Genomic DNA, 25197 nt, shown 5'->3' with positions numbered 1-25197 from the left:
AGCGCACATGCACAGGCTCTGGCACCTCAGGGCAGAAAACTTTCACCTCGCTCCCAGAAACAATCTCGGCTTTTCCATGGTGGAAAACCCCGTCAGCCCCCGCGACAGTGAATCCGCCAAGTTCGGCGCTGACTAACTTCCAAGCGATCTTCGACCTTCTCGACCGCCTCGCGTCGCCGCACCGGGCTTACCATTTTTCCTCCGCCACCTCCTTGAGGATCGCCATGTCCAAGGCTTGTTCGGCCACCAGTTTCTTGAACCGGGTGTTTTCCTTCTGCAGTTCCTTGAGCCGCTTGACCGTGTCGAGCTTGGCTCCGGCGTATTCCTTGGCCCAGCGATGGTAGGTCGCCGGGCTGATCTCCAGGCTACGGCAGACATCTTCGATGCCTTTGCCGCCGGCCAACTCTTCGTCGGCCCGCCTCAACTTCTTGATAACTTCTTCGGGTGTGTGTCGCTTTATTTTCATGAGAATGTGGCGGCGCTCGCGCGCCGCCAAACTCTCACATCACCCGGATCAATTCACGGGGAGCACGCCACGAGCATTGGAGGTTTTTTTCGTCTGCGACAGACGCGAAAAAACTTTCGATTTGTTTTGCAAAATGATGAGCGGAATGTTACCGATAACAGGATGCGCAACCTTATCGCTGCTACGTTGGCTGGAGTTTTTGCTCTGGGGGCTTGTTGGTCTGCGAAAGCCGACACTTATTTTTACTCCGGAGATCCTGTGGCAGGCAGCCTTACCGAAGGCTCGCCGGACTGGAACGACACCGCGGGTCGGTCAGGTTCCCTGGAATCCTCGACAGCGACAATTTTGACGGTCGATCCCGAGGAAAGCATGAGGCTTGAGATCTCGGTGGCGCAGCAATTCACCACCGCTGGTCGCCTCGTAGTTGGCGATGCCGAGCGGCTCTGGAACGACCACAACCAAGTGGTTTGGACTGGTTTCGGGCCATTGACCCTAGAGCGAAGCGATGGTCAGCCCGGCGAATTCTTGCTCGAAGCCCCACGGACCAGACGTCTCGAAGGCGTGATTGTTTCCAAAGGCGAATATGTTTCGACCGGCACGGTCTGTTATGTGCCTCTGCTTGCGCCGAAAGGCTTGGTTTTTGGAGGTGCCGGTTATGGACCGGAACGCTCGCCGGAGCACGTGAATGACTTTCACAGGCTGACTATCGCAGGCGGGCTCGAAGCCGAGGGACCATGCACCAAGATCGGCCCGAGTGAGGCGGTCTTATACGGTGCTGTGAAAATCGGCGGGCTGCTGCACGTGCAGGAAGGAAATCTTGTTCTTGCCTCCACCCCCTTGGGCAGCGAACAGAGTCATCTCGAGATCGAATCAATGCGCGTGGATCCGGATGCCCGCTTTGCTTTTTCGGCCCCCCCCGATGCGCCCCCTGTTGAATTGACCGTGCCGCTTGGCCAACCGGGAGGTGATCCCATCATCGCATGCGATGGCACTTTGGCAGGGATTAAGTCGGCCTCTCTTGATTTGCTGACTTCTGACCGACAGCCTCCGACTCCGGGAAGGTATCGTCTGGTCCAAAACAACGGCCATATACCATCAGTGGAAGAGTTTGCCGGGGTGACTTTGAACGGAAGCAGCCTGCCCGACTCATGTCAGATGGATTACAGCGCGGACGGTCGCAGTATCGATCTGCTTGTCTCAAATGAATAGTCCTTTATGGCACCCTCCGGCTTGGACGGAGGGCTCCCCTAGCGCGTTACTCTACCGATACATTTCATCTACACGTTAAAACCGCTTCAACGAATATGTCTACATCCCAAAACTCCGCCCTTCATTCAACGAGTGGTCGCAACGAACTTGAGATTATCACTCCCCGCCGGGGTCAAGGAGATAGTGAGTGGTTCACAAACGCTCGTTTTGGTCTGTTCATCCACTGGGGGCTATACGCTATGGCTGCCCGCCATGAATGGATGCAACACCACGAGAAAAAAACGGCGGAGCAGTATGATGTTTATTTTCGGAACTTTGAACCGGATCTCTACGACCCGATGCTCTGGGCCACCACAGCTAAAAAGGCAGGAATGAAGTATTTTGTTATAACAACCAAGCACCACGAGGGATTTTGTCTTTGGGACAGCGCGCTCACGGATTTCAAAGCCCCCCAAGCCCCTCAGTGCCGCCGCGACTTGCTCACCCCGATGGTGAGCGCCTTTCGCTCCCAAGGTCTGCGCACGGGATTTTACCACTCGTTGATCGATTGGAGGCACCCTGATTTTATTGTGGATGTGATGCACCCGCAGCGCGGTGAAGATTTGCGTGCGTTGAACCGTAATCGGCGGCAAGAACGTTACTACGACTACCTACACGGACAAGTGCGCGAACTCCTGACGCAGTTTGGGCTGATTGATCTGCTCTGGTTTGATTTTAGTTATCCGCCGAAGGCGCCGGGTGCGGACAGAATGGATTTCACGCTCGGCAAAGGGCGTGAAGCTTGGAATTCGGAGCAACTGCTGGAAATCGTCCGAGAACTGCAGCCGCACGTTCTTGTCAACGACCGGCTGGACTTGGCGGGCTTCCTTTCAGGCGGGGACTTTAAAACCCCCGAGCAGGTCCAACCGCGCCGCTGGATCGAGGTTGACGAAACGCCGGTCGTTTGGGAAGCCTGCCAAACATTCTGCGATTCATGGGGCTACCACCGCAACGAGCCGCCATGGCGCGACTCCACCAACATCATTCAAAGCCTCATTGATTCGGTGTCAAAGGGGGGGAACTTCATGCTCAATGTCGGACCCGATGCCCGAGGACGTTTCGATCCGCGCTCACTCAATATCCTTGAGGAAATTGGTCAATGGATGGATCTCCACGAGCGCGCCATTACCGGATGCACTCAGGCACCCTCCTGTTTTCCGACGCCCGCTGACTGTCGCCTGACTTACAATCCCGAGCGTCACCGTCTTTATATCCACCTCTTTTCCTACCCCTATAAAATGCTCCACCTCGATGGAGCCGCATTTCGCGAGCGTGTCGAATACGCACAGTTTTTGCACGACGGCAGCGAAGTTGTCATTGGACTGGACGAGTGGCACGGCAACCAAGTCAAGTTGGACCCCGATGAACTCGTGCTAACACTTCCATTGCAGCGCCCGACGCCCACAGTTCCTGTGATTGAGCTCATTCTCAAGTGACCTGTCATGCCGAGCTCAAGCCTCACACCATTGTCACCATTTTGGTGGCCGACACGGGCTGCGGGAGGGTTGGGTGTTTTTCCGCCAGGGGTGGATGGGCTGGGCATGGTCGCCTGGCTGCGGCGTCCAGCGGACCACCGGCACGGGACAAACGATTCCTGCCGATGGGCGCTGGCTGCGTATTCGCAGTCCTGCCAATCCAGAAAAGCCGACCTCGCCTATTTCCTCGACGCCCATTCGCCCCCCCAAAAACAGCACTTCAACGGGGCGGAAGCCCCTCGATCTCCACGCTGGCCAACCACGATTTCTACTTCTTGAAACGCGCGTTTTCCTTCGATCTGAACCCAATGCCGTATGAGGTGCCCACGGATGTGAATCGGCGCAGCGCCCCGTTTTTTTTTGAACTCATCTGCAGAGCCGGTTCCGAACAAAAACCCGAGTCATGAATTTCCTGCCCACCCTCGATTGGCTGATCATCGTCGTTTACTTTGCCGTCACGCTCATCGCCGGGTTGTGGATGACCAAGCGCGCGTCGTCTAACCTAGATGAATATTTTCTGGCCGGGCGCTCGCTGCCGTGGTGGCTGCTCGGGATCGCGGGCATGACGGCGTGGTTCGACATGACGGGTACGATGGTGATCACGTCGTTCCTTTACATGCTGGGACCGCGCGGCCTTTTCGTGGAGTTCCGCGGCGGTGCGGTGCTCGTGCTGCCTTTCCTGCTCTGCTTCCTCGCCAAATGGCACCGACGCTCGGGTTGCATGACGTCCGCGGAGTGGAACACGTTCCGCTTCGGCACGGGCGGCGGAGCGAATGCTGCGCGCGTCATTTCGGCGATCGTCACCGTGCTGGCCGGCATCGCGATGCTCGCGTATCTGGTGCGCGGCACCACTCTTTTTCTCGGTCTCTTCGTTCCCTTCGATCCGCTTTGGAGCACGCTCGTCCTTATCGGGTTCACCACGCTCTACACCGCACTGGCCGGATTTTACGGGGTCGTGCTGGCCGACCTTGTGCAGGGCGTGATCATCCTCATCTCGTGCGTGGTGGTGGCATGGTTCGCCTGGGCGAAGGTTGCGAGCGGCGAAGCGCTCGCGGAGACCGCGCGTCAGGTGACCGGGGTGAGCGAATGGAGCGCCACCCTCCCGGCCTGGCATGTGCCCATGCCGGAGGGCTACGACGCCTACGAACTCCTCATCCTCGTGGCGGGATTCTATCTGCTCCGCAATGTCATAGGAGGCTTGGGACAGGGAGCCGAACCGCGTTTCTTCGCCGCGCGCAACGACCGCGAGTGCGGACTGCAATGCCTCCTGCAAGGGGTCACTGTCGCCTTCCGCTGGCCGATGATGATGGCTTTCGCCATCCTCGGCATTTATCTGGTGGCCTCCTCACTGCCCTCCCCCGACAAGGTGCGGACACTGGCCGCGGAGCTTCGCGCCGCCCATCCGGACGCCACGCAGGCCAATTGGAACGCGGTGACGGCCGCACTTTCCGCGACTCCGGACAACGAACTTCCGCCCGGACTCGGGACATCGCTCAACGCCGGCCTGGGAAAAGAGTGGCGCTCGCTGGTTCCCGTCATCGGCTGGAACGGCGACGTGAACCCGGAAATGATCCTGCCGGCCGTAATCCGCGACGTGCTGCCCACCGGCCTGCGCGGCTTGCTTATTGTCGCGCTCCTGGCCGCCCTCATGTCCACCTTCACCTCGCTCACGAACACGACCGGCGGCCTCGTGGTGCGGGATCTCTACCAACATCTGCTGCGGCCCGCGGCCTCCGACCGCGAACTCATCATGGCCTCGTATCTCAGCTCGGTCCTCATCGTTGTTTGCGGGGTGGTGATCGGGGCCTTCGCCAAAAACATCAACGACTTGTGGGGCTGGATCGTCATGAGCCTCACCGCGGGGGCGATCGGCCCCTCGCTGCTGCGCCTTTACTGGTGGCGGATGAACGGTTGGGGCATCGCGGGAGGACTGGCCGCCGGCACGGCCGGATCGATCATCCAGCGCGCGCTTGCTCCGGACATGAACGAATGGAACCAGTTCCTCTTGATGACCGCGATTTCCTTTGCCGGCAGCATCGCCCTGTCCCTGGCTACACGACCAACACCGATGCCGGTGCTCGAAACTTTCTACCGCCGCACCCGCCCCTTCGGTTGGTGGAAACCGCTGCACCACGTGCTTCCCGCGGAAGAAAAGGCGTCCATGGATCGCGAGAATTTCTGGGACATCGTTTCCGTGCCCCTCGCGATGACGGCCCAAGTGACGCTCTTCCTCCTCCCCATGCAACTGCTGGTGAAAAACTATACGGCTTTCTTCGGGACCCTGCCGGTATTCCTGCTCTGCGCCATCGCGCTTTACTTTACCTGGTATCGCCGGCTGCCGCCAAACACCGCGGAACAAGCTTCCTGAATCACCGCCGATCGAACCAGACCGACGAAAACAAGCCCGGCACTCCTCGAAGCCTTTGCATCAAAACAAATTCCTGCGGACATGAACGGATACCGGTTTTCGACGCGTCTCCCCTTGCCACCAGAGATCACCTTTTAATGCACTCCGCATCGATTCTCCGCTTTGTTCCGGCCCTTTGCTGCGGGCTTCATATTTTGCTTTGCCCGTCGCTCGCGGCCGCGGAGTCAAGGAGCACGCCTTCCGCTGCCGGATGGATTTGGTCGGCAGCGGCATCCAGCGGTGAAATATGGGCGCCGGCCGGCCCAGCCTATTTCCGCAAAGTGTTCGAAATTCCGCGGGGAGAAAAAATCGACAGCGCCGTCCTGGATGTCGGAGCCGACAATTCCGCCGAGGTCTTCATCAACGGGAAATCCGCCGGACGCTTCGAGGGATGGGCGCCGATGACGCGGTCCGAGGTGGCCGGATTGCTGGCTCCCGGCACAAACGTCCTGGCGGTGCGCGCGGAAAACGAGGAAGCCGGCCCGGCCGGATTGCTGCTGAGTTTGAAAATTTCCCTCGCCGGAAAAAAGGAGCCGCTGCTGCTTTTCTCGGGAGACTCCTGGACGTCCGGCACCGCCGAGGCCGCCGGTTGGCTGACCGCAACGGGCGAGATCGACGGATTCACGGCGGCCAAGGTGGTGGGCGAGAACGGCGAGCCGCCGTGGGGCATCGCGCTCCCGCCCGGATCGGGCAGCAAGACGTTTCCCGAATTCAACGCGAAGGGAGAAGACTTGGACGCCCTGAACAGCATGCTGGCGCGGTTTTATCCGGCCTGCAACATGGGGATCGCAGGAACCTTCGCGATGGCGTGGCTACCGCGCGCCATGCTCTGGGCGGGCGACTCCTCGAAATCGGCGGAATCACTGACGCGCGCCCGCGTGGGCAACCGCATCGCCCGCATGAGCGTCAGCCCGGAGGGCTACGTCTCCTGCCACCAACAAGAGGGGCTCGCGCACTCGGAGGGCTGGCCCTTTCCCCTGCCGTCCCAAAGCGACGGCTTTGCCTTCTGTTTCTCCCTCACCGGTTTGCTTTACGATGATGCGTTCGGGGTTTTCGCGACGAAAGATGTCGCCGGTTGGACGCTGGAACACGCCAAAACCCTCGGATTGGACGAAGGCGGCGGCTGGGCCATCGAACTGACCGCACCGGACGCATCCGTCACCTCGCCCGCATTCGCGGTGAACGCGCTGGTGAGCCCGTTCATTCGCGTCAAATGGAATACCGAAGGACTGCCGGCCGGCAGCAAACCGTTCATCGAATGGACCACCGGGGCCGAGCCCGAGTTTTCCAAGAAGCGGCGCATGGCATTTCCGCGACCGTCGATGGCGAGCAAACTTCCCGTCCAGGATTTCGATATTCCCGTCCACGAGATCACCAAGCCCGGGGAAACAATCACGCGCCTGCGCATCGGTTTCGGCAACCCGGGCCCCGGAAAAATCACATTGTTGCGCGTCTTCTCCGCGGTGGACTCGCGCCACATGATCAACAATCCGAATTATCTCATCGGCGCCGCCGACTATTTCGACTGGACCGGCGACCGGGTGTGGCTGGCCGCGAACCTGGAGAAAATGCGGCGCGCCACCGGCTACATGATCTCCGAATTCCGCGTGCGCGAAGCCCAAGCAATCCGCCCGCCCTGGATTGGCCACGAAGGACGCAGCGGGCTGGAATACACGGAGGACGGCAAAAAAATCATCCACAAAGGCCTTGGTATCGGCGGCAATTACTGGGACATCCTCCCCTTCGGCGGCGACGACGTCTTGTGCACCGTTTACCTCTACGCCGCCTTGGTGCGCATGGCGCAGATCGAGGAATTTGTCGCGGCCGGCAAGCTGCACGCGTCCGAAAAACCCGCGCGGGGGCTGGACGGGCCGGGCTTGCGCAAGCTGGCCGGAGCCGTCCGGGAAAATTTCCAAAAAACATTCTGGAATCCCGAGACCCGGCGCTTCGCGCCCATCGACGACCGCCGGCGCTTCCGCGACTACGGGTTCACCTTCCTCAACAACGAGGCGATTTTCTACGGGCTCGCGACCGAGGAACAGGCGGAGGAAATTCTCGCCTGGCTGACCGGCGCCCGCACCGTGGAGAGCGACACCTCGCAGGGCGGAGACATCTACAAGTTCCGCTTCGGCCCGCGGTCCACCACCAAGCGCAACATCGAATACTACGCCTACGTGTGGACGCGTCCCGAGGACATCGCCTTCGGCGGCCAGGTGCAGGACGGCGGCGCCGTGCTCGGCTTCACCTATCACGATCTCATGGCCCGCATCCGCTACCTCGGCGCGGACGATGCGTGGCAACGGCTGCGCGAGATTCTCGCATGGTATCGCGAGGTGGAGGAAGGCGGCGGACCCCGCGCCTATTACTCCGTGGAAGGCCGGGGAACGTTGCAAGGCGGCGGAACGGCGGGCGGGCTGGGTATCGACGAGGAATTCTTCGAAAGCGTGATGGTTCCCGGCGTCATTCTCGACGGATTCATCGGATTTTCCGCCCGGCCCGACGGCTTCGACCTGGACCCCCGCATCCCTGACGCTCTGGACAACCTCTCGGTCACGAATGTCGCCTACCGCGACTTGCTCTGTGACATCGAAGCCTCGCCGGGCAAGGTGACCTTCCGCGTGAAATCGGGAGAAGTGGATGACCCGTTGTCCGTCCGCCTCCCCCCCGGCAGTTGGACGGCGCGGATCTTGAAATCGGAAGAGGTCGCCGAAGATGTCATGGACGTTCCTTCCGGCCCGCAGGGATTCACTCTTCCCGCCGGAAAGCTGCACCGGCTCACCATCACCAAGAACGAACCGTGAGCAACACCCCCTCTCACGCGCCTCCGCGTATTCTGAATCAACGAAGAAACCTGCGCACGGAAAACGCCGAAACCAACAATCACCGAACACGAACAAGACCATGAAGAACCAAGCACTGCAATCCACCGACCACAGAATCACCCTTGGGCACGCGGCGCCCGCCCGGACACGCTTCCAGACCTTGCTCCTCGCCTCAATTTGCGGCCTGCTATCAGTCCCCATGAGCCAAGCCGCGGAAAAAAAATCCTTCAGCGACATCCGAGAGTTCACGCTCGAGAACAAGTCGGGCATGAAAGTCCGGATCACCAATTACGGGGCGATCATCACCTCGGTGCTGGTGCCCGACCGCGATGGAAAATTGGCCGACGTCGTCCTCGGCTACGACCGGCTGGGCGATTACCTCAACGCCAACGACAAGCCCTACTTCGGCGCCATCGTCGGCCGCTACGGCAACCGCATCGCCAAGGGCCGCTTCTCCCGCGACGGCGTCGAATACAAGCTGGCGACCAACAATGGCGAGAACCACCTCCACGGCGGATACTGCGGTTATGACAAACGCGTCTGGGAGGTCGTCTCCGAGGGCAACCCGCTTGTGCTCCGTTATGTGTCGCGCGATGGCGAGGAAGGCTACCCGGGCGAGGTGGACCTCACCGTCACCTACACGCTCACCGGGAACAACGAGATCAAGGTCGATTACAAGGCCACGAGCACCAAGCCGACCCCGTTCAACCCGACGCAGCACTCCTATTTCAACCTGAAAGGCGAAGGCGAGGGCACGATCCTCGACCATGTGCTCACGATCAACGCCGATCGCTACACCCCCGTTGACAAGGGCGCGATCCCTACCGGCGAACTCGCCCCGGTGGAAGGAACACCGTTCGACTTCCGCAACGCGAAAACGGTCGGCCGCGATATCGGCGCAAAGCACCAGCAGATCGAGTTCGGCCGCGGCTACGATCACAATTGGGTGCTCAACCGCAAGTCCGACGGCTTGGAGCCGGCCGCCACCCTCTTCGAACCGGCCAGCGGCCGCGTCCTCGAGGTGCTCACCACCGAACCCGGCATCCAATTTTACAGCGGCAACTTCCTCGACGGCAGCTTGGTCGGCAAAGCCGGCAAACCGTATGTCCACCGCGGCGGCCTTTGTTTGGAGACCCAGCATTTCCCGGACTCCCCGAACCAGCCGAACTTCCCTTCGACCTGGCTCGAGCCGGGCCAAGAATTCCGCAGTTCGACCGTCTTCCGGTTCTCGACCCGGGAATAGTCACCCGCACCGACCCTCTCGTTAAACAAACACCAACCCCATCCATCAAAACTCCATGATAAACTTCATCCCTCTCGCCACCGCCGCTTCCCCCGACCCGATGAGCACGCTCGACATTGTGCTTTTTGTTGTCGCTGTCGTCGGCGTGATCGCCCTCGGCATTTACCAAGGCAACAAGGAAGACTCCAACGCCGCCGAGAGCGGCGGAGCCTCCGGCTATTTTCTTGCCGGGCGCGGCCTGACCTGGTGGCTGGTGGGCTTCTCGCTGATCGCCGCCAACATTTCCACCGAACAGTTCGTGGGAATGTCGGGCGCGGCAGCCGATTGGCTCGGCTTGGCGATCGCTTCCTACGAATGGATGGCGGCGATCACGCTCGTGGTGGTGGCGTTCGTTTTTCTTCCGAAGCTGCTTCGTTGCGGCATCTACACCATCCCGGAATTCCTCGAGTATCGTTACGGGGCGTTTTCGCGGCTGGTCATGGCCCTGGCCACACTGGTGATTCTGGTCGGCGTGCCGACCGCCTCGGTGATTTACTCGGGTGCCAAAGTGGTCTCGGTATTCTTCCAGGGCCACAGTCTGCTGGGGCTCGATTTCGGCTCGATCACGGTCGGGTGCTGGGTGATCGGGATCGCGGCCGCGGTCTATGTGCTGGTCGGCGGACTCAAGGCTTGTGCCTGGACCGACCTTGTCTGGGGCGCCTCGCTCATCGCCGGTGGTGCCGTGGTGATGTGGCTGGCCTTCAGCGCGCTCGAGAAAGCCGACCCCAACCAACTCATCGCCACCAAGGTCGCCACCTCCAGCGCCACGGTCGAGGACCTCGCCAAAGCCGGCGGATGGGAGCGCTTCACCCTGCTCAACGGCGGCCACGATGGGGAGTCGAAGGCGTTGCCCGGCGAAAACCTCAGCGGCGGCAAGCTCCACATGATCCGGCCCAACAGCGACCCGAGCATTCCGTGGACGGCACTGCTCATCGGACTTTGGATTCCGAACTTTTTCTATTGGGGACTCAATCAATACATCGTCCAACGGACATTGGGTTCCCGCTCGCTCGCCGAGGGGCAGAAGGGCATCGTATTCGCCGCCGCGCTCAAGCTGATCATTCCCTTCATCGTGGTGATTCCGGGGATACTCTGCTTCAACCTTTACCAGGAGGATCTCCGCACCGAGGCCTCCCGCAAAAACGAACTGGCCCTCGCCGGGCTCGGATCCGGATCCCGCATTGTTTACCCGTTTGCCGAAAACTTCGCCCTGACCAACCCCGAGAAGGCGATGAAGGTGCTGGAGCACAACGCGACCGTGGTTGGCCGCGAAGTTCCCGCCGCGGGAACTCCCGCCGCCTTGGTGCAAGCGAACAACGAGTTCCTGGCGGCGGCCGCGGCGGCCGCGAATATCGAGACCGGCTCGAAGCTCATCGGGTATGATTATGACGCAGCCTTCCCCGTCCTGCTGCGACAACTCCTCCAGCCCGGCCTGAGCTGGTTCGTGCTCGCCTCGATTTTTGGCGCCGTCGTTTCCTCGCTGGCTTCGATGCTCAACTCCGCCGCCACGATCGCGACGATGGATCTCTACCACAAGGTCCACAAGAACGCCTCGCAGGATGCGTTGGTCCGATCGGGCCGCATCTTCACGCTCCTCTTCGTTCTCATCGCCTGCCTGATCGCCCCGAGCCTGGCCGACCCCGCCTTCGGCGGCATCTTCAACTTCATCCAGGAATTCCAAGGCTTCATCAGCCCGGGAATTCTCGCCGTCTATCTCTTCGGGTTCCTCATCCCGCGCGCCCCGCGCTACCTCGGCTGGCTGGGGATCTTGCTCAATGCCGTGTTGTATGGCTCGCTGAAATGGTTTCTCGCCCCCGAGATGGCGTTTCTCAACCGCATGGCGCTCTGTTTCGGCGTGGTGATTCTCGTGCTCGGAACCATCACCATGCTGCGGCCGCTGGCCAAGCCGGTGGAACTCCCGACCACCGATCTGGTCGAGCTGAAGTCGTCCAAGACCGCCAAGGTGCTCGGGCTCGCCGTGGTCGTCGCCACCCTATGCCTCTACGCGATCTTCTGGTAATCGCCGCCGAAGTTCATGTCTCGTCGCACCTCGCGCACAACGAAAGAAACCCACAACGCAAAACCGCACGCCAGCAACATTATGACAAACCCGCCCCTTCCTTCCACCAGCAGTGAAACCGTCCGCGCGCAAACAACACGCACCCGGCTGCGCTTCAGCATTCTTTCCGCGGCCGTGCTGCTTGCCGTGTCGGGCCCGCTCCACGCGCAGGAGGATCAGATGCCGTCCGCGTTCAAGACGGTTGCGGGCTATCCCTTGCTTGAGGTTTTCACGCCGCCGGTGCCGAACTGCACGGGCTGGGGCGCATGGGGCGACGGGCCGTTTGTCATCGCCAACAGGGGCGACGCGCCGGCGCAATTCCCCTCCAACTTCTCCATTCCGCCGCGAAGTTTCCTCGCGCATCCCGGATCGGACCGCGACGTGGCTGTGGGGTGGGCGAGCCCGATCACCGGCCAGGTCAGCGTGCAGGCGAAGGTGACAAGTGCGGATGGCAATGGCGGCGACGGCGTGCGCTGGGCAATCATCCACCTTTCAACCTCCGGCCAAAGGAAAGTTTTGGCCGAAGGCGAGATCGGGCGCGGCGAATCCCGCGCGATTCCGGCGGCCGCCGAAGCAGCGCAACTCGCGGCATTGCCGGTTCGGGAGGGCGACGGACTGCTGCTGGTGATCAACCGGCACGGTGGCCACCAGTTCGACAGCACCCTGCTCGAGTTGGTTGTCGCCGAGCATGGGGGAGCCGCCCGGAAATGGGATTTGGTCAAGGACGTGACCGGCAATCCGGAAGCCGCCAAGCCGGAGCCCGGCTCGCAAGGCTACGCCGGCCCCTGGCATTTTCTGGCATCGATGGACGACTTTCTCGCAAGCGCCTCCCTCGATGCTCCACGCGAACGGCCCGGCAAAAAACTCCAGTCGTGGAGCCTGGCCACGGACGACACGAAGATCACGCTCGGCGCGACGGCCGAAGGGCAACTCTGCATTTATGATCTGCGCAACACGGAGGATGGTTGGAACTGGGCGAAGGAGCCGTCGGTCTTCAGCTTCCCGGTGCCAGCCTCCGGCAAGGCGGGTCGATGGAAATTCAAGGACGCGACCGTGGACAAGACCGACGGTGAACGGGTCACCATCCGCTTCGTGTGCGAAAAGCCGGAGTTGGAACTGCTGTCCATCTGGTCGGCCAAGCCGGGACGCGGCCCGATCTGCCACGAACTCCAAGTCGTCAATCGTTCGTCCGCGCCCGTGGCGCTTCAACTCCCGCCCTCCATGTTCCTCGACTTGGCCGGCCCTGCCGAAGACGGCGCCCTGACGATGTGGACTTTCCACACGGATGGGAAAACGCCCGACAGGAAGGGCGTTTACCGGCATGTCATGCACGGAACAGCCGCCCGCCGGATCGACACCGAACCGGAGACGGGACTCTTCATCCCCTACGCGCTGTTCGACAGCGGCGGAAAACGCGGCGTCTATCTTGGCGTGGAGTGGAGCGTCTGCTCCATCCAGGCCCGCGGGGTCGGCGGATCGAAACCCGGATCGGTCAGGGTTCGCGCCGGGGAAAACGAGACGTTTGTGGTCACCCTTGCTCCCGGCGAAACCTTTGACGCCCCGCCATCCTTCGTCGGCGCCTATCGCGGGGACGCCGACGATGCCGGAAACAACCTGCGCCGTTTCCTTTTCAACCACCGCATACCCGAGGTGGTGCGCAAAGACTCCACCTATCCCAAAATCCAGTGGAATGCTTACGGGGCCATCGGCGACAAGCCGGGCAGTTGGAATACCGTGGAGAGGAAATTCTATCCCTTCGTGGACGACATCGCCCCGCTCGGCTTCGAAGAAGTGATGATCGACGTCGGGTGGTGGAAGGGCGAAACCGCGGCCCCGGAACCGGAGGCCGATCCGGTGGACTGGCCTTCCGGCATGGCCAAGGCCGCAGAGCACACGAAGAAGGCAGGGATGCGCTTCGGGCTCTACTGGAACAAAGGCGAGGACATGGCGAGCCCCGAGGGCCGCAACCGCCGCATCGCCCACATCAAACGCCTCTACAATGAATACGGGGCCGATCTCTGGCGCTCGGACAGCACGGCCGGTCCGGTGATCGGTTCGCACTACGCGGCGGTCAAAGGTTTCTATGAAATGCTCGAGCAACTCGGCCGCGAGATTCCGAACTTCCAGTGGGAGAACTGCTGCTGCGGCGGACGCATCAAGGATTTCGGCGCCATGAAATACGCGGTCAAGGTGTTCAACACCGACACCTATGACGAGACCCACGTGCGTCAGGCGTTTTACACGTCATCCTACATGTTTCCTCCGGCCCAGTTGATGGGATGCGCGGGCAGCTTCGCCAACACGTTCCGGCCGGAGGGCCCGGACGGCATGCGTTTCGCCTTCCGGACGATGTCCCTCGGCGCGCCGGAGTGGTTCCTCGACGCACCCGGCGGCCAGAACGGGGCCAAACCCTGGACGGAGGAGGAACGCGCCGCAGTCAAGGCCGCCACCGAGACCTACAAGACGAAGGTCCGCCCGCTGGTGCGCAACGCGGACCTGTATCACATCCTGCCCCGGCCGGACGGCAAGAACTGGGATGGAATCCAATATTACGATCCGGCGACAAAAAAGGGCGTGGTCTGTCTTTTCAAACCGAGCCCGGTTTCGGACACGATCAACATCAAACTCCGCGGTGTCGATCCGCAGACACGCTACCGCGTCAGCTTTGAAGACGGATCGAACCCGGCGGTCGAGAAGACCGGCGCGGAGCTGGCCAACGGTCTCGACGTGACCCTCAAGGGTGCGCCGATTTCCGAGCTGGTCTTCTTCGAGCCCGCAAACGGGGCTTCCGCGGAACCCGCGCAGAAGGGAGCCGGCGGCGCAAGCGCCTCTGAGCCTCAATACACCAATCCGGTGTATGCGGGTTCCATGCCGGATCCTACGATCTTGCGGCATGACGGCTACTACTATGCCTTCGGAACGACCGGCGCCGATCGCACTCCCGACGGCCGCATCTTCACCGTCCTTCGCTCCAAGGATTTGGTGAGTTGGGAAAAACTCGGCGGCGCCTTGGTGCCCCCTTCCGACAACAAAGCGGTTTTGTATTGGGCTCCGGATGTCGCGGCCGCCAACGGAAAGTTCTATCTCTACTACTCGATGGGAGGATTGGAGCCGGAGAAATTCGAGCTGCGCGTCGCCGTAAGCTCCAAGCCGGAAGGTCCCTATATCGATACCGGAGAGAAGCTGACCGACTGCGAGAACAACCGCTTCACCATCGACGCTTATCCGTTCCGCGACGATGACGGCAAATGGTATCTGTATTATGCGCGGAACTTCACCGACTCCACCCCCGGCGCGCCGGGAGAGGCCGTGCACCCGGGAACATCCATTGTCGTCGCGCCGCTGATCGACATGACCCGCCTCGGCGACGAATGCAAAGTGGTGCTGCGGGCCCGCTACGATTGGACGCTCTACGAAGCGAACCGCAGGATGGACGTCTATGACAAAACATTCGACTGGCACACCATCGAGGGGCCCTGCGTCATAAAACACGACGGCAAGTATTATTGTTTTTACAGCGGATCCAACTGGCAGAGCGACCGCTACGGCGTCGATTACGTGGTTGCGGACCATCCCATGGGTCCCTTCCGCGACCAAGGATCGCGACCGCGGGTCCTGTCCGGAGTGCCGGGCAAAGTGCGGGGCCCCGGACATCACTCCTTTGCCACAAGCCCTGACGGCCGCTCGATCTATATCGTCTACCACGCTTGGGACGCGGGCATGAAGGAGCGCCAGCTTTGCATCGACAAGCTGGTCTGGACTCCGGAAGGACCGAGATGCGAGGGGCCGACTTACACGGCTCAGACCGCCCCGCAATAGCAGCCCCATGATTCGCGCCGCATTGGAGCCGTCAGGCCGCACCTTGGAAAAGGCGGTGGCGCGGATCGCGGCTTGGCCCGGCAATACGTCGGCGCCGGTCCGGCATTCGACCGGCCGCGGATCACAAACATGACCGCGAAAACACACCTCGCTCTTCTTGCGACGGCTGTTTCGCTTTTCGGGAACAATGCCGTCGTCACGGCCGGCGACCGGGCCCTCGAAGAGCGCGCGGACACGGCCTCCGCCACGGAGAGCCGCTCCGGGCACGACTGCCCGGACGCCCGATGGTTCGTCAATCCCTTCGCGGAAGGCGCCGATCCATGGATCGCCCGCCACGGCGATGATTACCTGCTCGTGCTGGCGGAAGCGAACCGCGGGATCGCTCTTTACCGCTCCGGAAGCCCGACTTCACCCGGCCGGAAGCGTGTCATATGGACCGCACCCGACACCGGTCCCTATTCACGCCAGATCTGGGCTCCGGAAATCCATTTCCTGGACGGGCATTGGTATGTGTATGTCGCCGCCTCCGACGGCGAGAACCGCAATCATCTGATGTGGGCGCTGAAGTCGGAAGCCGAGGATCCTTTCGGGAATTACACCGTCGAGGGACCGCTTTACACCGGCGACCATCCCGAGACGGGCCAAGACAACCGCTGGGCGATCGACGGCACGATCTTGGAGCACGAAGGCAAGCGGTATTTTCTCTGGTCCGGCTGGGAAGACACGCACGACGAGCAGTGGCTTTACATTGCTCCGATGTCGGATCCGCTCACCGTCGGCAAACGCGTGCGGATCTGCGACAACGACGATTACCTCTGGGAGCGCGTGGGCGAGCAGTCCACCGAGCGCGGTCTGAACGAAGCCCCGCAAGTCCTCCAGCGGGACGGCAGGACCTTCCTGGTTTATTCCGCCAGTTCCTCATGGCAACACACCTACAAACTGGGTCTTCTGGAGCTGCGGCAGGGAGGCGATCCCCTGAATCCGGCCGATTGGAAAAAGACTCCCGAACCGGTATTCCAGTCGAGCCTTCAAGCCTTCGGCGTGGGCCACAATTGCTTCGTCAAGTCGCCGGACGGAACAGAGGATTGGATTGTTTACCACGCCAAAATAGACCGGCGTGACGGATGGAGGCGTGCTCTTTACGCCCAGCCCTTCACTTGGAGCCCCGAGGGAACGCCGGTATTCGGTGCTCCGGCAACGCCCCACGAGCCGTTGCCCAGACCGTCGGGTGAAGCGAGACACTGCAAAGACGGCGCCTGGTTTTCAAAGCTCGAGAGTGCGCACGATCTCGATGGCTTGGACTACTTCGGACACCACCAATTGATCCGGGCGAATGACGGGAAGCTTCATCTTGGCAAGTCCGAGGCGGACCCGGTCAATGAATACCGTTCCAACGAAAAAGTGCTCATCTCCGGCCATTGCTGGCGTGATACGGAATCTTCGGTCCGGGTGAACGCGCTCTCGGGGGGAAAGGGAGCGGGCCTGCTCTTCCGTTGCACATTGCCGGCCGTGGGAAAGAACGCGCAGAAAGGATATTTCGCCGGAATTGTCCAGGAAACCGGCGAAGTGGTGCTCGGGAGGACGGATGGCCGCGCTTGGCAACAACTCGCGGCTGCAAACGCCGACGTGCAACCCAACCGGGACTACCTCCTATCGGTCACCACAAAAGGCCCGGAAATTTTCGTCAGCTTGGATGGCAAAGAAGTCATAAGCGCCACCGACAACACACACACCGCGGGGTCGGTCGGCCTGCAGGTCATCGACTCGCATGCCGCTTTTTCGGATTTGCAAGTCAGGGGAACACCCGCGGAAAAACCGAACTGAGCCCCACCCTCCCCGCCCCCTCGCCTCTTTGCACAGCATTCACCCAAAACCGAACTGCATGACTGTCGATTCATACCGAGACCGAATGGCGCGACGACTTTTGGCGAACTGCCTCGCGATCGTCTTAGCGGGAACCGCGAGCATGCATGCTGGAGCTGCTGCCGATACCCCGTCTTTGAGCATGACTTTGGATGGACGGCCGGTGCGCATGTCCGTGCCGCTTCGCGAACTTCCCGCGGATGCCAAGGCCGCCGACGAAAGCGCATCCCGTTCGATCACTCTGGCGGTGCCTGACAGCGACTTGGAGATCCGGCTCGAAGGATGGTATTCGCCGGAGAGCGGCACCGCATACTATGTGCCGTTTCTGGCGAATAAGGGGACAAAAGCCTCGGCGTTGATCGAGAAAATCCGGTCGCTGGATGTTGAGGTCTCCGTCAGCGGCGACGTCCACCTCCACCATGCGAAAGGCAGCACTGCTGCACCGGATGATTTTCTGCCCCAGTCGGAGACTATGGAGCCCAACGCGACCAACCCCCATCTGGAGTTGCTTTTCGAGGATGCTTCCGGCGGTGTCTCACGCCACCGTTCTTGGCGCGGCACCCCGTTTCAACTGGGCGAAAAGACCTATGCCAACGGACTTGCGTTCAATTCCACCAAGCATTTCCGCGTTGTGCTCGGGCGTCCGGCGGAACGCTTCACCGCCGAGGTCGGCTTGGAAAACAACGACGACACCCGGCAAGGCGCGCAGTCGGGCAATGGCTCCGTCACGTTTCACGTGCTCGTCGACGGCAAGGAGGTCGCCAGCACCCCCGTGCTCCGGCTGAAAGATGGAGCGCATCCCTTGGATGTCCCGTTGAATGGCGCGAGCGAATTTGAAATCCGCGTCAAGGATGGCGGCGATGGCCGGGCTTGGGACCAGGCGCTATTGGCCGATGCCCGCATCCACCTCAAGGACGGCGACACCGTGGCCTTGCAAGATTTGCCGGTCGCACCCCGTGTCTTCGGACCTCTCGACGGACGATCCTCCAGCGGCCAAATGCCGTTCTTCAACCTCGAATGGCGCGGCGGCGGATTGGTTATGGCCGTGGGATGGACCGGTCAATGGCAAGCGACTTTCGATCGGCCGGACAGCAATAAGGTGACCGCGACCGCCGGCCTGCCCTACGCCTCTCTCTCGCTGCTGCCCGGTGAGACCATCCGTCTGCCCAGCATTCTCTTGGTTCCATGGAAAGGAGAGGACTGGCAGGTCGGGCAGAATGCCCTGCGGCGTGTCCTCCTCGATCGCTTTAGTCCACGGCTGCAGGGTGAACTCGTGATGCCGCCGGTCGCCCACGCCACATCGGCCGCCCTTCATTTGCACGACGGAGGGTGGGCCGGTGGAAACGAGAAAACGCAAATGGACGCCATCGCCGCCATCGGGCCTTTGGGCGTCGAAGCCTACTGGTTGGATGCCTACTGGTTTCCGGGCGCATTCCCCAACGGCGTGGGCAATTGGTTCTACCGGAAGAACGATTTCCCGCGTGGGTTGAGGCCTCTCGGCGATGCCGCCCACGAACGGGGGATGAAATTCATTCTTTGGTTCGAACCCGAAAGGGTTGGTCCCGATACTGAACTCGAGCGCCAACATCCAGAGTGGTTGCTCGGCAGCCCGGGGACGAGCCGGTTGCTCAATCTGGGCATACCCGAAGCGCGGAAACACATGACCGACGTGATCTCCCGCATTTTGACCGAAACAAAGGCCGATGTGTATCGACAGGATTTCAACATCGAGCCGTTGCCCTTGTGGCGCGCGGCAGACCCGCCCGGCCGCCAAGGGATGACGGAGATCCGGCATGTGGAGGGGCTCTATGCCATGTGGGACGAACTGAGGAGCCGCCATGCCGGGTTGTGGATCGACAACTGCGCTTCGGGCGGACGACGGATCGATATTGAGACCCTGTCTCGCTCGCTGCCGCTTTGGCGCAGCGACACGCCGGACCACATGATTTGGCACCCGAAATTGCGGGAGCAATCCGGCGCGGCGGATCAGGTCCAGACCGCGGGCTTGAGCCTGTGGGCTCCACTCCATTCCGGAGGCGTGTGGGACATGGACCCCTACCGTTTCCGCAGCGCCATGCAGGCCGGAGTTGTGCTCTATGACGATCCGCGCCAGCCGACGTTCCCTGCCGCACAAGCCAAGCTGGCTTTCGAAGAAGTCAAATCGCTGCGACCGTTCTTCACGGGGGATTATTACCTGCTGAAACCGCTCAGCGGCAACGAGGACGACTGGTGCGCCTACCAATATCACCGCCCGGATCTCGGCGCCGGCTTTGCGATTGTCTTCCGGCGCCAAGGCTGCACGCAGGACAACGTGACGATACAGTTGCGGGACATCGACCCGGCGGAACGTTACGCGGTGAGTTGGCATGGCGATTACCCGGCCATGCGTGAGGAAACCATGACCGGGCAATCGCTGAAGGATCTGACGATATCCGTTCCGACGGCCCCGGGCAGCGTCCTGATTCGTTATGCGCTCGAGAAGCGCCGATGAAGCACCGCCCGCCAGACCGGGAAGAGCTCCAACGTCAAAAAAGCAACTTATTGGCCGAATACAGCAGGCGGCGTTTGCCGGCAGGCAGCAGACTGCGTCTTCCCACCATGCCAGGCCTCCATCCCTGATAACCGGCATGCTAAAACACACCGGAATCAAACGCGTCATGAAAAACGAAACACTCCGATCCACCGGCTGCGGCCTCGTTGCGGTCTTCTGTCTCGCCGCCGGGCTGTTGTGCCCGCTCACCGCCACCCTATTCGCGGTAACCCCGACGCCAAACGAGTTTGCACAACGCAACGCCTGGTTGGCGCCGTGGCTTGATCGCGCGCCAACCACGGCCCACCCCCGTCTGGAGTTGCTTTTCGAGGATGCGTTCGACGATGTCTCACGCCGCAGTTCCTGGCGCGGCACCCCGTTTCAACTGGGCGAAAAGACCTACGCCAACGGACTTGCGTTCAATTCCACCAAGCATTTCCGCGTTGTGCTCGGACGTCCGGCGGAACGCTTCACCGCCGAGGTCGGCTTGGAAAACAACGACGACACCCGGAAAGGCGCGCAGTCGGGCAACGGCTCGGTCACGTTTCACGTGCTCGTCGACGGCAAGGAGGTCGCCAGCACCCCGTGCTCCGGCTGAAAGATGGGGCGCAGCCCTTGGATGTCCCGCTGAACGGCGCGAGCGAATTTGAAATCCGCGTCAAGGATGGCGGCGATGGCCGGGCCTGGGACCAGGCGCTATTGGCCGATGCCCGCGTCCACCTCAAGGACGGCGACACCGTGGCCTTGCAGGATTTGCCGGTCGAGGGGGCGACAAAGATCTCGAAGGACCAGCCGCCGTTCTCGTTCCGCTACGGCGGGCAAGCCTCGTCCAGCCTGCTGAAGAATTGGAAATTCAGCCACGATACCCGTCAACTCGACAGCCAGCGCACGGCGCATACGCTGGTTTACACCGATCCGGCGACCGGATTACAGGTGCGCTGCGAAGTTGTGGAATACGCGGATTTCCCAACGGTCGAATGGACGATCTATTTCAAGAACACCGGGGCGGCGGACACGCCCATCCTGGAAGGGATTCAAGCGCTGGACACCACTTTTGCCCGTGGCGAAGCCGGCGATTTTCTTTTGCATCACGCCATCGGCTCGCCTGCTGACGGCAACGACTACGGACCGCTGGCGACGCCCTTGAAGCCCGGCGCCTCCAAACGCATCGGCGCGGCCGGCGGCAGGCCCACCAATTCGGACTGGTCGTATTTCAATCTGGAGACCGGCGAAGGCGAAGGCCTGATCATGGCGGTCGGCTGGCCCGGCCAATGGTCGTCGGAATTCATCCGCGGCGATTCCCGCAACTTGACGATCCGCGCGGGCCAGGAACGGACACATTTCAAGCTGCTGCCCGGCGAGGAAGTGCGCGGTCCGCTTATTGTGCTGCAATTCTGGACGAGCGGCGATTGGATTCGCGCGCAAAACGTGTGGCGACGCTGGATGATGGCTCACTCAATGCCCAAGCCTGGCGGCAGGCTTCCCGAACCCCAGCTCCTGGCCGCCAGCTCGCGGCAGTATGATGAGATGATCAAGGCCGACGAGGCGAACCAGACCATGTTCATCGACCGCTATCTCGAAGAGGACGTCAAACTCGATTACTGGTGGATGGACGCCGGCTGGTATGTGCACCACGGTGGCGGCTGGCCGCGCGTCGGCACCTGGCTGGTGGACTCGAACCGGTTTCCTAACGGGCTGCGTCCCATCTCCGACCATGCCCACAAGAACGGAATGAAAACACTGCTATGGTTCGAGCCGGAGCGAGTCACCCCCGGCACCTGGCTGGCCGAGAACCATCCCGAATGGATTCTTGGCGGCGCCAAGGGCGGCTTGCTGAACCTCGGCAACGACGCCGCGCGCCAATGGCTTATCGAGCACGTGGACCAACTGCTCACGGAACAGGGCATCGGCCTTTACCGCCAGGATTTCAACATGGACCCGCTTGAATACTGGCGGAACAATGACACCCCCGACCGCCAAGGCATCACCGAAATCCGGCATGTCACCGGCTACCTGGCCTTCTGGGACGAACTGCGCCGGCGGCACCCGGACATGCTGATCGATGCCTGCGCGTCAGGCGGCCGGCGCAACGACCTCGAGACCATGCGCCGTTCGGCGCCGCTCTGGCGGAGTGATTACGCCTACGAAGCCATCGGGCACCAGTGCATGACTTACGGCATCTCGCTGTGGCTGCCGTTCCACGGCACCGGCACCGTGGCCGCCCGCAACGCTTCCTATTACGGCAGCGGCCTTACGCCGGTTGACCCGTATGCCTTCTGGTCCAACGCCGCCCCCAGCCTTGGCCTCTTCATTGACATGCGCATCAAGGAGCTTGATTACCCCACGCTGCGCCGTCTGGTCGACCAATGGCGGCAGATCAGCCCGAATTATTACGGTGACTTCTACCCGCTGACCTCCTGGAACCGGGACAGCTCGCAATGGATGGCCTGGCAGTTTGACCGCCCCGAGACCGGCGAAGGCATGGTCCAAGTCTTCCGCCGCGACCATAGCCCGTTCGAATCCGCCCGCTTCAGGCTGCGCGGCCTGGAGGCGGACGCGGAATACACTATCACTCATCTCGACGGGTCGGCACCCCAGAAGATCACGGGTCGCGAACTGCTGGAAAAAGGACTATCCGTCAGCATCAATGAACAGCCCGGCGTGGCGGTGGTCACTTACCAAAAGCAATGAAAGTCCTCCCCACAACCGCTGCGCCCAATACTGACTCCCCACCAATGCCTTTGCTACCCGTCAATTGGTGGTGATCGCCACAGGTCGTCAGACGGGCAAGGCTTCATGCGCCAAGGTGAGAAGAGAGGTCCTGCGGGCTTGGGTCTAGGGCGCGCGACGCGGGGGGCGGGTGCCGGCGGAAAACAGCAACTTATTTGCCGAATACAGCAGGCGGCGCTTGCCGGCAGAAATTAGCTTGGGAAAATCAATGAAGGTCCCTGTAAAAAATCTCTGTGATTGTTTGTGTCTATCAGGCATGGCAGCCAGCATTTTCGGTGATTTTTTCAAGGGCAACGTTTCTGATCCTGACCTATGAGCACCTCACAGAAACTGACAGGCAAACGCGTGCTGGTTGCGGACTCGGGCATCGGCATCGGTCGGGAAATCGCCCTTGAATTCGCGCGCCAGGGTGACGACGGCGGCACCACCTCGCTCATGTCGCTGATCTCCGATTTTCGCAACCGTTCCGGTGCTCGCCTGGGCGCCGGTTATGTTCCGAGCCTCTAAGGCGGGTTCCGGATTTCAGTTGCCCCCATCAGGAACATGCATTCACAAACAACTACCAGCAAGACAAGGAAGGATTCTCATGGCCAACACAACATTTAAGGAAAAACTCGCCGGCGGTGCTCCCATTCTCGGGACGTTTCTTCAGATCCCCGCCGCAGAACTCACCGAGATTTTCGGGTTCCAGCATTTCGACTTTGGCATTGTGGATGCGGAGCACGGGACGTTGGGGGTGAACACGTCCATTGAGCTGTTAAGGGCCTGCGCGGCTTCGGGCTTGGCATCCGTGTATCGTGTTCCCGGCGTTGACGCGCACAAGATCGGGCATGTTTTGGATCTGGGCGCTTCCGCTGTGATGGTGCCCAACATCCAGCGCCAGGAAGCGGCCGAACGGGCGGTGCGCGCCGCCAAGTATTATCCCGCAGGCAATCGCGGGGTGTGTCCGTTTACGCGCGCGGCCGCCTATAATGGAATTGATCAGGATCCTGATTATTACAACCGGTCGAATCGGGAAACGGCCGTCATCCTGCAAATCGAAGGGATTGAAGGCGTTCAAAACCTGGACCAAATTTTGGCGGTGCCGGGCATTGACGGCATTTTTATCGGCCCCTTCGACCTTTCGCAGTCACTCGGCATCCCCGGCGAGGTCAACCATGCCCGGGTTCTGGAAGCCATCGAGGACATCGTGCGCCGGGCCGGCGGGAAAAACATTGCTGTGGGTATTTTTGCGGTGAGCGTTGAGCAGGTGGAGCGTTACGTTAAGACTGGGGTGCGATTTATCGCCTATGGCACGGACACGCTCATTGTCCAAAGGGCCTGCCGCGACCTGGGCAAGCAACTGCAACAGGCCGCAAGGAATCGCTGAAGAACCATCTCAACCCCATGGATACCTCAACGCTTTTCGGCGCCCCGCTGGTGGGCAGCAGCGGTTTCGGCATGGGCGCGGTGGCTAAAAATTCCGCCTGGCTCGCACATAAATGACTTGCGGGAAACAGCTAAAATCCGGACGAAAACGGCAGGCAACCCGGCAAGCCGGGTTTTAGGATCGTGCGCTGATGAAAGTAAATCTGGAAGGTAAAGTGGCCTTGGTCACGGGCGCGGCCCGCGGGATAGGACAGGCCACGGCCGACGCGCTGGCGGCCAATGGCGCACGCGTGATTTACGCGGACATTGATTTTGCCACCGCCCAGGCATCGGCGGCGCGCTCCGACGGCGCCGTGGCGCTGCCAGTCGATGTGGCGAATGAACAGCAAGTGGAAACGCTGCTGCGCGAAGTTGTGGCGCGGTTTGGAACCCTGGACATCCTCGTCAACAACGCCGGCATCAACACCCTGGAGCACCGCGTCAACATTGACCAGTTTCCCACCTCCGAATGGGAGAGGATCCTCAAGGTGGATTTGAGCGGCTTGTTTTTTGTCAGCCGGGCAGCGGCCCGGATTTTGTTGGCCGCCAAAGGTGGACGCATCATCAACATCGCCTCGGTTATGGGCCTGGTGCCGGCGCGGCTGCAGTCCCCATTCGTGGCTGCGAAAGCCGGGGTTATCAATCTGACGCGTTCGATGGCGCTGGAGTTGGGGAGCCAAGGGGTGCTCGTGAATTGCATCGCGCCCGGGTCCATCCTCACCGAGGGCACGCGCAAGCTCTTCTACGGTTCGGAAGGCAAATTCAACGACTCGGTGCAGGCGCTTCTCTCGCATATCCCGTTGAACCGTCCCGGCACAGTTGAAGAAGTCGCGTCCGCAGTCCTGTTCCTGGCCGCGCCGGAAAGCAGCTACATCAACGGCGTCACCCTGACGGTGGACGGGGGGTGGACCGCCGGTTACACGCGTGATTTCTAGAACCTATCCCCAAACCTGGCGCGGTGGCGTTGCGGATAATTTTCGTTTGTGGCAAGGAGCAAGCGATGTGGCTGTATCCTCTGCGATACAGTCCCGAGCGCCGCAACGCAGCCACGGAAGAAAAGCGCCGCAACCCTCTCGGGCAGGGTCATGG

At 61.2% G+C, this 25197-nt stretch carries 15 protein-coding genes; 14 read left to right on the top strand and 1 reads right to left on the bottom strand.

Features of this window, described 5'->3' with window-relative positions; genetic code table 11:
- Positions 1–187: 187 nt before the first annotated feature.
- Positions 188–466 (bottom strand): transposase, encoded by a 279-nt coding sequence (locus FGM15_11395; GenBank protein MBU3666462.1) that lies wholly within the window; start codon positions 464–466, stop codon positions 188–190.
- Here FGM15_11395 and FGM15_11390 point away from each other — a divergent pair.
- From FGM15_11390 to FGM15_11325, 14 genes are all read left to right on the top strand, one after another.
- On the top strand, positions 449–1675 hold the full coding sequence (locus FGM15_11390; GenBank protein MBU3666461.1) for a hypothetical protein: 1227 nt from the start codon (positions 449–451) through the stop codon (positions 1673–1675). The genes FGM15_11395 and FGM15_11390 overlap by 18 nt on opposite strands.
- Positions 1676–1827: 152 nt before the next feature.
- Positions 1828–3150, top strand: coding sequence for an alpha-L-fucosidase (locus FGM15_11385; protein MBU3666460.1), 1323 nt, complete (start codon positions 1828–1830; stop codon positions 3148–3150).
- 442 nt (positions 3151–3592) lie between these two features.
- On the top strand, positions 3593–5557 hold the full coding sequence (locus FGM15_11380; GenBank protein MBU3666459.1) for a sodium:solute symporter: 1965 nt from the start codon (positions 3593–3595) through the stop codon (positions 5555–5557).
- 320 nt (positions 5558–5877) lie between these two features.
- Positions 5878–8397, top strand: coding sequence for a hypothetical protein (locus FGM15_11375; protein MBU3666458.1), 2520 nt, complete (start codon positions 5878–5880; stop codon positions 8395–8397).
- A gap of 220 nt (positions 8398–8617) precedes the next feature.
- Complete coding sequence (locus FGM15_11370; protein ID MBU3666457.1) at positions 8618–9661, top strand: galactose mutarotase; 1044 nt, start codon at positions 8618–8620, stop codon at positions 9659–9661.
- Positions 9662–9761: 100 nt separating this feature from the next.
- Positions 9762–11720, top strand: coding sequence for a sodium/solute symporter (locus FGM15_11365; protein MBU3666456.1), 1959 nt, complete (start codon positions 9762–9764; stop codon positions 11718–11720).
- A 15-nt stretch (positions 11721–11735) separates the two neighbouring features.
- Positions 11736–15578, top strand: coding sequence for a hypothetical protein (locus FGM15_11360; GenBank protein ID MBU3666455.1), 3843 nt, complete (start codon positions 11736–11738; stop codon positions 15576–15578).
- Between the two features lie 129 nt (positions 15579–15707).
- The gene (locus tag FGM15_11355; protein ID MBU3666454.1) at positions 15708–17402 is read left to right on the top strand and encodes a DUF1080 domain-containing protein; all 1695 of its coding nucleotides are present in this window, start codon (positions 15708–15710) and stop codon (positions 17400–17402) included.
- Positions 17347–19932 carry a hypothetical protein gene (locus tag FGM15_11350; GenBank protein ID MBU3666453.1) on the top strand — a complete coding sequence of 862 codons (2586 nt, stop codon included), beginning with the start codon at positions 17347–17349 and terminating at the stop codon, positions 19930–19932. The genes FGM15_11355 and FGM15_11350 overlap by 56 nt, the downstream gene beginning before the upstream one ends.
- Positions 19933–20098: 166 nt before the next feature.
- The gene (locus FGM15_11345; GenBank protein MBU3666452.1) at positions 20099–20569 is read left to right on the top strand and encodes a hypothetical protein; all 471 of its coding nucleotides are present in this window, start codon (positions 20099–20101) and stop codon (positions 20567–20569) included.
- The gene (locus FGM15_11340; GenBank protein MBU3666451.1) at positions 20557–22662 is read left to right on the top strand and encodes a hypothetical protein; all 2106 of its coding nucleotides are present in this window, start codon (positions 20557–20559) and stop codon (positions 22660–22662) included. Before FGM15_11345 ends, FGM15_11340 begins: the two co-directional genes overlap by 13 nt.
- Before the next feature lie 351 nt (positions 22663–23013).
- Complete coding sequence (locus FGM15_11335) at positions 23014–23208, top strand: hypothetical protein (GenBank protein ID MBU3666450.1); 195 nt, start codon at positions 23014–23016, stop codon at positions 23206–23208.
- Positions 23192–24070 (top strand): aldolase, encoded by an 879-nt coding sequence (locus tag FGM15_11330; GenBank protein MBU3666449.1) that lies wholly within the window; start codon positions 23192–23194, stop codon positions 24068–24070. The genes FGM15_11335 and FGM15_11330 overlap by 17 nt, the downstream gene beginning before the upstream one ends.
- A 190-nt stretch (positions 24071–24260) precedes the next feature.
- Positions 24261–25043: a glucose 1-dehydrogenase gene (locus FGM15_11325; GenBank protein MBU3666448.1), complete on the top strand. Its 783-nt coding sequence runs from the start codon at positions 24261–24263 to the stop codon at positions 25041–25043.
- Positions 25044–25197 lie beyond the last annotated feature (154 nt).

The sequence above is a fragment of the Chthoniobacterales bacterium genome, from assembly GCA_018883245.1.
Lineage (GTDB): Bacteria > Verrucomicrobiota > Verrucomicrobiia > Chthoniobacterales > JACTMZ01 > JACTMZ01.
Note: the sequence above shows the minus strand (reverse complement) of the source record. Positions and strands in the feature narration are given on the sequence as shown.

Excerpts from the sequence above, each read along its gene's own strand:
- FGM15_11355 (MBU3666454.1), top strand. The coding sequence starts at position 15,708 with ATGACCGCGAAAACACACCTCGCTCTTCTTGCGACGGCTGTTTCGCTT.
- FGM15_11395 (MBU3666462.1), bottom strand. The coding sequence starts at position 466 with ATGAAAATAAAGCGACACACACCCGAAGAAGTTATCAAGAAGTTGAGG.
- FGM15_11360 (MBU3666455.1), top strand. The coding sequence starts at position 11,736 with ATGTCTCGTCGCACCTCGCGCACAACGAAAGAAACCCACAACGCAAAA.
- FGM15_11335 (MBU3666450.1), top strand. The coding sequence starts at position 23,014 with ATGAGCACCTCACAGAAACTGACAGGCAAACGCGTGCTGGTTGCGGAC.
- FGM15_11350 (MBU3666453.1), top strand. The coding sequence starts at position 17,347 with ATGCCGCTTTTTCGGATTTGCAAGTCAGGGGAACACCCGCGGAAAAAC.
- FGM15_11330 (MBU3666449.1), top strand. The coding sequence starts at position 23,192 with ATGTTCCGAGCCTCTAAGGCGGGTTCCGGATTTCAGTTGCCCCCATCA.
- FGM15_11380 (MBU3666459.1), top strand. The coding sequence starts at position 3,593 with ATGAATTTCCTGCCCACCCTCGATTGGCTGATCATCGTCGTTTACTTT.
- FGM15_11370 (MBU3666457.1), top strand. The coding sequence starts at position 8,618 with ATGAGCCAAGCCGCGGAAAAAAAATCCTTCAGCGACATCCGAGAGTTC.
- FGM15_11365 (MBU3666456.1), top strand. The coding sequence starts at position 9,762 with ATGAGCACGCTCGACATTGTGCTTTTTGTTGTCGCTGTCGTCGGCGTG.
- FGM15_11325 (MBU3666448.1), top strand. The coding sequence starts at position 24,261 with ATGAAAGTAAATCTGGAAGGTAAAGTGGCCTTGGTCACGGGCGCGGCC.
- FGM15_11345 (MBU3666452.1), top strand. The coding sequence starts at position 20,099 with ATGAAAAACGAAACACTCCGATCCACCGGCTGCGGCCTCGTTGCGGTC.